Raw genomic sequence first — 10,314 nt, forward strand, 5'->3', positions numbered from 1 at the left:
AATTCTCTTAATAAAAATGATAATTAATGAGCATATTCTTGGAAAATAATTATACAGTTTCCATCCAGTCAAAAACTTGATTCAATTGCGACAAATCGATTAAACCGTACTGCCATAAAACCATCGGCAAAGAACCCACCGATGCTTCACAGAGACGCACAGCCATATCGAGGGAACGGGGGGAAATTGCTAATTTTTCCAAGAGGAAAGTGCGGAGTTGTTTTTGTTGATGAGCTTCCATGATTAAGGATCATTGGTAATGATAATCGGATTATTGAATAACTTATCCTCTATTAAAAAGAGATGCTTCCCTCACGGGGATCACCCAATTGGGTGATTTTGTCCACCAATCGGAATAATTTAAGAATTTATCCATAATATGTTCTACTATCCCGAAATTGCTAGTAGGGATATCAACACTTCCTTTACTTAGAAAAACGAGAAAGGGGAACTTTTGGGATAAGCTATTGATAACCTAGTTTTTGCTGGAGTAGGAGAGAATTTCCCTCAATGAGTCATGTTCCTCAAGTTTCCGTGATTATTCCTTGCTATAATCAAGGTCGCTATCTTGATGATGCGATCACAGCTGTTTTAGTGCAAACATACCAAAACTTTGAAATCCTTGTCATTGATGATGGATCCACAGAACCGGAAACCATCGAGATTTTACAAGATTATCAACAGCCAAAAACCCGGATCATCCGCACAGAAAATCAAGGGGTTGCCACAGCGAGAAATCTAGGAATTGCCCAAGCGCAAGGAACCTATATTCTTCCTCTTGATGCCGATGATAAAATTGCCGATTCCTATCTAGAAAAAGCGGTTGCTTTGCTAGAAGGTAATGAGCAATTAGGTATAGTTTATTGCGAAGCGGAGTATTTTGGGGATAGACAAGGAATTTGGCCGCTGCCTGAGTATGAATTTCCCGATATATTAGTAGATAATATGATATTTTGCTCCGGTTTGTTTCGGAAATCCGATTGGGAAACTGTGGGGGGCTATAATACTAATTTAATTTATGGTTGGGAAGATCACGATTTTTGGTTATCTCTGATCGAATTAGGTCGAGAAGTCTATCGTATCCCAGAAGTGTTATTTTTCTATCGACAAAAAGCTGATTCTATGAGTCGCTCAATGACCGCAGAACACTATATCTATTCCTACACCCAACTTTTTTATAATCATCCCCAACTTTACTCCCAAAATATCCAAGCCATTTTTGCTGCTTTAGTTACCTTAAAAGTCGATATATTCGCTCAGTTGGAACAGGCTAGAGAACGAATTAAACAATTAGAAATTCATCAACAAGAATTACAACAAGAATTGCAAAAAACCCAATTGGATTATCGAGAAAGAGACGAGGAATTACAAAAAGCTGACAGTAAAATAGCCGCCATGGAAAAAAGTAAATTCTGGCAAATGAGAAGAGTTTGGATTAAAATGCAAAAATTGCTAGGTTTGTTGGAAAAAGACCCAATTTATTCCTAAGGGAACTTCAACGCTAAACAAAGATCGAATCGATTATAATCATTACAGAGTAAGCACTTTACGATTTGACTTCTGGATCACGGTGTCAAGATTTAGATCGTCGATAATTCCTTGCCGGTTGGCGAGTCCTCCCTGTTTCATGGTTTCTTCTAGTTCGTTGCTTTGGGTTTCCCTGTATTGAGTGCATTTTAGTCGGTCTTTGGGGTTGTAGATTTTGGCATCGGGGAGGACAATGGGGAAGATGCGAGCGTAGAAATCTCCATTTTTTGCGATCTCGATTAACTCGAACATACAGTTACAGGAAAATGGATAATACAATAGGAAAATCTTGGCCAAAGTAGCCACAAAAATTGATAAGTAGGGAGGCACAATTATTTGTAGGATGGGTTAGCGGTAGCGTAACCCATGCTGGCGTTGGGTTTCATGCTTCAACCCAACCTACGTTCATCTTATATTTAATTCCACCCACCTACTTAATATCAAGGGGAGAACTGAAAAAAGCAATTTAGCCGTTGCTACAGCAATTCTGGCAGGGTTATTATTAAGTAAGGAAATCACCAGAAACTTATTAAGGGAAGAAATTATGGGCGAATCAGTCATTGATCAGGACATCCAAGAAAAAGGAAGACAATCAGAAGCGGTTTCTTTGATTCTACAACTACTTAACCGTCGTTTAGGTGAAATATCCTCAACTGTAAGCCAAAAAATCCAAGAACTATCTCTAGAACAATTCGCAACTTTAGGAGAAGCACTGCTCGATTTTACCAGCTTGACAGAGCTGACCACTTGGTTATTGGACACAGAAACTTAAATCCCCAGAAGATGTCTGCTCGTCCTGCGTTAAATTTTTAAATACCGGCTTTTTTTGTATTGATTTAACCATGGCTACCAGCGATATCTCCAATTCTACTCACTCATCCCCAAAACCCCTGCCAAAACTGGGACTTTTCACCATGTTTCGCTTAGGACTCTTTCAGATGGGACTAGGTATTATGTCCCTGCTGACTTTGGGGGTTCTCAATCGGATTATGATCGATGAGTTAAAAGTTTTACCCTTTCTCGCCACAGCTGCGATCGCTATGCACCAGTTTGTTAGTCCAGCACGCATCTGGTTTGGGCAAAGCTCCGATGGTAAAACTATTTTTGGTCATCATCGCAGCGGTTATGTCTGGATTGGGGCGGCAGTTTTTACCGCTTTAGCTTTTGTTGCTTTGCAGGTAGTTTGGCAATTGGGACTTAGTATTCAAACTTCGGGATGGAATACCATTTCCTACGCCTGGATTGCCCTCTTAGCCTTAATTTTCGCCCTCTACGGACTCGCTTTAAGTGCCAGTTCTACCCCTTTTGCTGCCCTCTTAGTGGATGTGTCCGATGAAGATAATCGATCGCAATTAGTTGCTATAGTTTGGTCAATGCTGATGGTGGGAATCGTCGTCGGGGCGATCGTTAGTTCTCGTTTGCTGGATACTCCCAATATCTGCGGTACAAATATTTTGACCTATGATCCGACTCAATCAGCCCCTATAGCCAATATTCCGCAACTACAGGCGAATATTAACCCCGTGTTTGCGATTATGCCCGCTATCGTTTTCGGTCTCTGTATTTTAGCGACTTTTGGCGTAGAAAAAAAATATTCTCGTTTTAGTAGTCGGTCCACTCTTGTGCAAAGAGAGGATCAAATTACCTTTAAAGATGCCCTACAAGTTCTCACCGCTAGTCGGCAAACCGGTTTATTTTTCACCTTTCTGCTGATGATGACTTTGAGTTTATTTATGCAGGATGCAATTATGGAACCCTTTGGCGGCGAGGTTTTTGGGATGTGTATCGCCCAAACCACCCAATTGAACGCTTTTTGGGGAACCGGAACCCTTTTTGGTATTGCTGCCACGGGTTTTATGCTCATTCCCCGCATCGGTAAACAAAAAACCACTAAATATGGCTGTATTTTTGCAACAATTTGTTTTATTCTCTTGATTTTTGCTGGCTTTTCTGCTAACCAAAGTTTATTAAAATCAAGCTTGCTCTTTTTCGGTTTAGCTTCGGGAATGATTACCGCCGGGGCTACCAGTTTAATGTTAGATTTAACCGCCGCCGAAACCGCAGGAACTTTTATCGGCGCTTGGGGATTATCACAAGCGATCGCCAGGGGATTAGCCACGGTTTTAGGCGGTACGATTTTAAATATCGGTAAAGTTGTCTTTTCTAGTCCGGTTTTAGCCTATGGCTTAGTTTTCCTCGTGCAAGCATTGGGAATGATCCTGGCAGTTTGGTTATTAAGTCGGGTTGATGTGAAGGAATTTAAGGAAAATGCCCGAGCAGCGATCGCAACAGTCATGAAAGGAGAGATCGACTAGCAAAAGCAAGTAAAAGTGAGATAACAGGAGAATTAGCCCGATCGGGGGAAGTTGGTTAGCCGCTTTTTTCCTATCCTAAAAGTAGAGAAGAAAACGAAAGAGGAGGCGAAAACGATGAAAAGGACTTTAATGATTGCCCTAGGTTCCCTAGCCTCCTTACTGCTGATTAACCCCGTCGGTGCGGAAAATCCTCAACAGGTACAACAATTATTGAATACGCGGGAATGTCCAGGCTGTGATCTCCGCGGTGCAGATTTAAGAGGGGCGCATCTAATCGGTGCCGATTTGAGAAAAGCGAATTTACAAGGAGCTAATCTGGAGGAAGCTAACTTAGAGGGCGCGGATTTGACCGATGCTAACCTAGAAGGCGCAAATTTAACCGCAGCTTTTCTGACTAATGCCAGTTTGAATCAAGCTGATCTCGATGGAGTCAATTTCACCAGTGCCGTGATTTATGATGCCGATGTGACAGGTGCATCGATGGAGAGAATTAACTTGACAAATGCTCAGATTTATGGTACTGGCATCGCTGTGGGTGGTGGCAATCCCTAGATAGGGCGGGCTGAATGAATCTAAAAACCTGGCGTTGTCAAATTGAAAGATGCTCCGAATCAGCACCGGAACTGAAATTACTTTGATAGGAAAGATTACATGGCATCTTGACAATTAGTGTTTAATGAACGAATAGTGCCGATAGTTGGGCTTAAGTGGGGAACAAGAGTCGCTCGATTTAGCAGTGGAATTAGCCCTACAATCGGCGTAGGGCTAATTCATGAATTAGCCCTACAATCGGCGTTGTCAAATTGAAAGATGCTCCGAATCAGTTGGGAGCATTGCATCTTTCCTCTTCTGAATCTGACAACGCCGTCCCTGTTCACCGATAAATGATTCTCCACTCCCAACGAGAGTGATACAATTGTTAACACCACAGACCAAGAGCCAATCGAAGCGAGAGAATAAAAACTGCTATGTTAAAAGCCCTACTCGGAGACCCCAACGCCCGCAAAATTAAAAAATTTCAGCCCCTCGTCACCGAAATCAACCTGCTGGAAGAAGACATTAAAAACCTGTCCGATGAGGAATTAAGGAGCAAAACCAGCGAATTTAAGGAAAGATTAGACAAAGCCAGAAATTATGACGAAAGAGAGGAGATTCTCGAGGAAATCCTCCCCGAAGCTTTCGCCATTGTCCGGGAAGCGGGAATCCGAGTCTTAGGGATGCGTCACTTTGACGTGCAGTTATTGGGGGGAATGGTACTGCACAAAGGACAAATCGCCGAGATGAAAACCGGGGAAGGAAAAACCCTGGTTGCCACTCTCCCCGCTTATTTGAATGGATTGACCGGAAAAGGGGTTCACGTCGTCACCGTCAACGATTATCTCGCCCGTCGTGACGCGGAGTGGATGGGGCAGGTACACCGCTTTTTAGGGTTAAGTGTGGGACTAATTCAAGCCGGCATGAGTCCAGAAGAAAGAAAGAAAAATTATGCCTGTGACATCACCTACACCACTAACAGCGAACTCGGCTTTGATTATCTGCGCGATAACATGGCTACAGTGATGGGGGAAGTTGTCCAAAGACCCTTTAACTACTGCGTTATCGACGAAGTGGACTCCATTCTTATCGATGAGGCCAGAACCCCATTAATTATATCAGGAGCGATCGATCGGCCCACAGAAAAATATATTCTCGCCGCCGAAATCGCCAAGCAATTAGTGCGCCAAAAAGTAGAAGACGGACCGGGAGACTACGAAGTTAACGAAAAAGACCGTAACGTTTTAATGACCGATGAAGGCTTTAAAAGAGCGGAAGAACTATTAGGAGTTACCGATTTATACGACCAAGAAAATCCCTGGGCGCACTATATTTCTAACGCTATTCGTGCCAAAGAACTCCAGAAAAAAGACGTTAACTATATCGTTCGCAGTGGTGAAATTGTTATCGTTGATGAGTTCACGGGACGGGTATTACCGGGCCGACGTTGGGGTGATGGTTTACATCAGGCAGTGGAGGCTAAGGAAGGGGTAGAAATTCAACAGGAAACCCAAACCTTAGCCACGATTACCTATCAAAACTTTTTCCTACTCTATCCGAAATTATCTGGCATGACCGGGACGGCCAAAACCGAAGAAACGGAACTAGAAAAAGTCTATAACCTGCAAGTAACAATTATTCCCACTAACCGCGTTTCTCGTCGGCAAGATTTAGCCGATGTGGTCTATAAAAATGAACAGGCAAAATGGAACGCCGTCGCCGAAGAATGTCAACAAATGCACGAACAGGGTCGCCCGGTTTTAGTCGGTACCACCAGTGTGGAAAAATCGGAAGTGCTTTCGCTTTTATTACAGGGAAGGAATATTCCCCATAACTTACTTAATGCTCGTCCGGAAAACGTGGAAAGGGAATCAGAAATCGTCGCCCAAGCAGGCCGGGCTGGAGCCGTAACTATTGCTACGAATATGGCGGGACGGGGAACCGATATCATCCTCGGTGGTAACTCCGACTATATGGCCCGATTGAAAATTCGCGAGTATTTAATGCCGAAATTAGTTATGCCCGAGGATGACAATTTGGCCTTTAGTTTACCCAGTTTAGGAGAACGCAATCGCCCGCAAGGATTCGCCCCGGGTAAGAAGAAAAAAAACTGGCGTGCCTCGGCGGAAATTTTTCCCACCGAGTTACCGAAAGAGGTAGAAAATGCCCTGAAAGAAGCGGTTAAATTTGCCGTTGATACCCACGGAACTCAAAGTTTACCCGAATTAGAAGTGGAAGAAAAAATCGCCATCGCGGCCGAAAAAGCTCCCACGGATGACCCGGTTATTCAAAAGTTACGGGAAGTCTATAAATTAATTCGCAAAAGTTATGAAGATTACACGGGTAAAGAACACGATGAAGTAGTAGAAAGGGGCGGACTGCACGTTATCGGGACGGAACGCCACGAATCCCGCCGTATTGACAACCAATTGCGAGGCCGGGCGGGCAGACAGGGCGACCCCGGTTCCACACGCTTCTTTTTAAGCCTAGAAGATAATTTATTGCGGATTTTTGGGGGCGACCGCGTGGCTGGTTTAATGGATGCCTTCCGGGTGGAAGAAGATATGCCCATTGAGTCGGGAATGTTAACTCGTTCCCTGGAAGGCGCGCAAAGAAAAGTGGAAACCTTCTATTATGATGCCCGGAAACAGGTGTTTGAATACGACGAGGTGATGAATAATCAACGGCGCGCTATTTATGCCGAACGTCGTCGGGTTTTGGAGGGGATGGACCTAAAAGAACAGGTGCTGCAATACGCCGAAAAAACCATGGATGAAATCGTCATGGCTTATGTTAATCCCGAACTGCCGGCGGAAGAATGGGATTTGGAAAAACTGATTAGTAAATCTCAGGAATTCGTCTATCTGTTGGCAGATATTACCGCTAAAGATGTCGAGGAGATGAGTGTTAATGATATCAAGATGTTCCTACACGAAGAAGTTCGCAAAGCCTACGAAATTAAGGAACGTCAAGTGGATAGTATTCGCGCCGGTTTAATGCGCGATGCCGAACGTTATTTTATCCTGCAACAAATCGATATGTTATGGCGCGAACACCTGCAAGCTATGGAAGCTTTACGCGAGTCGATTGGTTTACGCGGTTACGGTCAAAAAGACCCCCTAATTGAGTATAAACAGGAAGGCTACGAGATGTTTTTAGAAATGATGATTGATATCCGTCGTAACGTGGTTTATTCCCTGTTCCAATTCCAACCGCAAGGACAACCCCAAGCAGTGGCTAGTGAACAGTAAAAATTAAAAGTTGGCTGAAATTGGGGAGAATTGGCTAAGGCTGATTCTCTCATTTTTTTCTACCGAGAAATCAGTCACCCACAATCCACACTAGGACGAAAATTATCAGTCCGATTACTCCATAGGACAACAACGACCCCAAAAAATTGAGGATTTGTACGGGAAAATGAATCAAAACTTGGTAAGTAAAATCGGCAGCTGCCAGCAAGGCAGCGAAAAACATAATCACAAGTGTTATCATAATTAAATCTTCTCATTCTGATAGAATAAATGGCTATCCTTTGCGGTAATCGACAGTAGATGGTCAGAAGTTAGGAGATTATCCCCAAGAAAAAACTCGGAGTGCGGTAGAATCGGGAGAGCGTTGGGTTTCATGCTTCAACCGTTCGGCAAAAGCTCACGGCCGAAGCCCAACCTACGTTCTTGTTAAATAAGATTTAGTATAACTCGATCGCTGTTAAAATTGCGGTAGAATCAGGAGAGCTAATTTGCTATAACCAGTCCAGAAGAGCGAGATTACTAAAAATTGACCAGTTTTTTGCGGGAACTGGGAAAATTAACAGCTAATCTGGGACAAGACGAGCTAAAAGCAGCAGAGAGCAACAATCAATGTCTAAAAACTCTATACCTCGAATCGAAAATCTGCGCGTGCAAAATTACCGAGCTTTACAGGACTTAGAATTAAAAAGCATTACTCCTTTAACCGTTTTTCTCGGTCCTAATGGGAGCGGAAAATCTACCATATTTGATGTCTTTGCTTTCCTCTCTGAATGTTTTACTGTTGGTTTAAAAAAAGCTTGGGACAGACGGGGAAGATTTAAAGAATTAAGAACCAGAGGACAAGAAGGTTACATCATTATCGAATTAAAATATCGAGAAAAATTGGCATCACCTTTAATTACCTATCATTTGGCTATTAATGAAGCTAACAATCGCCCTTATGTTGCCGAAGAATGGTTACAGTGGAGACAAGGAGCGAAGGGCAAACCTTATCGCTTTTTAGACTTTAAAGAAGGGGGAGGAATAGTGATTAGTGGAGAAAATCCCAAACCAAAAGATGAACGAATCTCTGAACGATTAGACTCCCCGGAATTTTTAGCTGTTAGTACCCTCGGACAATTGGCCAAACATCCCCGGGTTAGTGCTTTGCGTCGTTTTATCACAAGTTGGTATCTTTCCTACTTAACCGCAGATAATACTCGCACTCAACCAGAAGCAGGAGCGCAAGAAAGATTATCGCCAACTGGTGACAATTTACCTAATGTTATTCAATATTTAAAAGAAGATCATCCTCAACGATTAGAATCTATTTTACAAACCCTTTCTCGTCGAATTCCCAGATTAGAAAAAGTAGAAGCATCTATTATGCCGAATGGACAGCTTTTACTTCAAATTAAAGACGCACCTTTTCAAGAGCCAATTCTTGCCAAATTTGCCTCCGATGGCACTTTAAAAATGTTGGCTTATTTAACTATATTATATGATCCAAGCCCTCCGCAATTACTGGGAATAGAAGAACCAGAAAATCATCTTCATCCCCGTTTATTACCTGAATTAGCAGAAGAATGTCGGGCAGCGACCGCAAGTACACAATTAATGGTAACAACTCATTCTCCCTTTTTTGTAGATGGTTTGAAACCAGAGGAGGTTTGGGTACTTTATCGAGATGAAAATGGTTTTACTCAAGCTAAACGTACTTCAGCAATGCAAGGAGTTAAGGAATTTATTCAAAATGGTGCTTTGTTGGGTCAATTATGGATGGAGGACTATTTTGATGTGGGTAATCCTAGCATTTAAGTTTAATAGCAAAGGAGGGAAAAAGTGCATCTTGAATTTTTAGTTGAAGAATTTTCTACCCAAGAATGTTTAAATCAAATTTTACCTAAAATATTATTTGAGAATGTCACCTATAAAATTCATGCCTTTCGAGGTAAATCCGATTTAATCAAAAAACTACCGGAGCGATTAAAAGGCTATCAATGCTGGATACCCGATGATTATCGAATCATTATTCTTGTAGATAGAGACAATGAAGATTGTCAAATGCTCAAAGAAAAGTTAGAAAATATTGCCCAACAAACAGGACTGATCACCAAAACGATTAGTGAAGATAAAAAAACATTTCAGGTGTTAAATAGAATTGCTATAGAAGAACTAGAAGCTTGGTTTTTTGGTGATATTCAGGCTATAGTCTCAGCCTATCCCAAAGTTTCTACTAATGTGGGACAGCAAGCAAAATACAGAAAACCCGATGAAATTACGGGCGGAACTTGGGAAAACTTAGAAAAGATACTTCAAAAAGCTGGGTATCATCGAGGAGGTTTAGAAAAAGTGAAAGCAGCCCGAGAAATTTCTCAATTTATGACTCCTGCTCATAATTGTTCTCCTAGTTTTCAGATTTTTTATCAAGGTTTATTGGCGATGATTAGCTAAGGATATTTAGGAAAGTAAATGATGAAACTGCTAGATCACTGTCAAGGATAAATCGATTTTTAACTGTTGAATAAATTGTTGCATAATTGTTCAAAATTCGGTGTTTAACTATAGCGTTTCCTAAGCTAGTAAGGTACACCTATTTTTCTTCCCTTTTGCATGAGTGCCTAAAACCCATAACTTTTGTACCTCAGCAGACTGAAAAACGCTATAAATCTTATTTAAAAAGAACGTAGGTTGGTTTGAAGCATGAA

9 protein-coding genes are annotated in these 10,314 nt (G+C 42.0%); 7 read left to right on the forward strand and 2 right to left on the reverse strand.

The genetic code is table 11. The annotated features are described in order from the left end of the window. Window positions 1–49: 49 nt before the first annotated feature. Entirely contained in the window at window positions 50–241 is a 192-nt protein-coding gene (locus tag PX636_RS21510; protein WP_002738067.1) for a DUF2949 domain-containing protein, read from the reverse strand. A gap of 269 nt (window positions 242–510) precedes the next feature. Here PX636_RS21510 and PX636_RS21515 point away from each other — a divergent pair, with 269 nt between their 5' ends. Next, window positions 511–1,488 (forward strand): glycosyltransferase, encoded by a 978-nt coding sequence (locus PX636_RS21515; protein WP_002796268.1) that lies wholly within the window; start codon window positions 511–513, stop codon window positions 1,486–1,488. A 42-nt stretch (window positions 1,489–1,530) separates the two neighbouring features. Here the strand turns inward: PX636_RS21515 and PX636_RS21520 are convergent, their stop codons facing one another. Next, on the reverse strand, window positions 1,531–1,857 hold the full coding sequence (locus PX636_RS21520; protein WP_002796267.1) for a hypothetical protein: 327 nt from the start codon (window positions 1,855–1,857) through the stop codon (window positions 1,531–1,533). 214 nt (window positions 1,858–2,071) lie between these two features. Here PX636_RS21520 and PX636_RS21525 point away from each other — a divergent pair, with 214 nt between their 5' ends. From PX636_RS21525 to PX636_RS21550, 6 genes are all read left to right on the forward strand, one after another. After that, complete coding sequence (locus PX636_RS21525) at window positions 2,072–2,299, forward strand: DUF4351 domain-containing protein (RefSeq protein WP_288118800.1); 228 nt, start codon at window positions 2,072–2,074, stop codon at window positions 2,297–2,299. 70 nt (window positions 2,300–2,369) lie between these two features. Next, entirely contained in the window at window positions 2,370–3,842 is a 1,473-nt protein-coding gene (locus tag PX636_RS21530) for a BCD family MFS transporter (RefSeq protein WP_288118802.1), read from the forward strand. A gap of 114 nt (window positions 3,843–3,956) precedes the next feature. Continuing rightward, window positions 3,957–4,394, forward strand: coding sequence for a pentapeptide repeat-containing protein (locus PX636_RS21535; protein ID WP_002796262.1), 438 nt, complete (start codon window positions 3,957–3,959; stop codon window positions 4,392–4,394). A gap of 416 nt (window positions 4,395–4,810) precedes the next feature. After that, window positions 4,811–7,627, forward strand: a complete 2,817-nt coding sequence (gene secA, locus PX636_RS21540) for a preprotein translocase subunit SecA (protein WP_288118804.1) — start codon at window positions 4,811–4,813, stop codon at window positions 7,625–7,627. Window positions 7,628–8,236: 609 nt separating this feature from the next. Continuing rightward, the gene (locus PX636_RS21545) at window positions 8,237–9,424 is read left to right on the forward strand and encodes an AAA family ATPase (protein WP_012266144.1); all 1,188 of its coding nucleotides are present in this window, start codon (window positions 8,237–8,239) and stop codon (window positions 9,422–9,424) included. Window positions 9,425–9,448: 24 nt separating this feature from the next. Continuing rightward, window positions 9,449–10,060: a DUF4276 family protein gene (locus PX636_RS21550; protein WP_002799501.1), complete on the forward strand. Its 612-nt coding sequence runs from the start codon at window positions 9,449–9,451 to the stop codon at window positions 10,058–10,060. The last annotated feature ends 254 nt before the right edge of the window (window positions 10,061–10,314 follow it).

The sequence above is a fragment of the Microcystis sp. M53598_WE2 genome, assembly GCF_030067735.1.
Lineage (GTDB): Bacteria > Cyanobacteriota > Cyanobacteriia > Cyanobacteriales > Microcystaceae > Microcystis > Microcystis aeruginosa.

Excerpts from the sequence above, each read along its gene's own strand:
- secA (WP_288118804.1), top strand. The coding sequence starts at position 4,811 with ATGTTAAAAGCCCTACTCGGAGACCCCAACGCCCGCAAAATTAAAAAA.
- PX636_RS21525 (WP_288118800.1), top strand. The coding sequence starts at position 2,072 with ATGGGCGAATCAGTCATTGATCAGGACATCCAAGAAAAAGGAAGACAA.
- PX636_RS21510 (WP_002738067.1), bottom strand. The coding sequence starts at position 241 with ATGGAAGCTCATCAACAAAAACAACTCCGCACTTTCCTCTTGGAAAAA.
- PX636_RS21535 (WP_002796262.1), top strand. The coding sequence starts at position 3,957 with ATGAAAAGGACTTTAATGATTGCCCTAGGTTCCCTAGCCTCCTTACTG.
- PX636_RS21545 (WP_012266144.1), top strand. The coding sequence starts at position 8,237 with ATGTCTAAAAACTCTATACCTCGAATCGAAAATCTGCGCGTGCAAAAT.
- PX636_RS21515 (WP_002796268.1), top strand. The coding sequence starts at position 511 with ATGAGTCATGTTCCTCAAGTTTCCGTGATTATTCCTTGCTATAATCAA.
- PX636_RS21530 (WP_288118802.1), top strand. The coding sequence starts at position 2,370 with ATGGCTACCAGCGATATCTCCAATTCTACTCACTCATCCCCAAAACCC.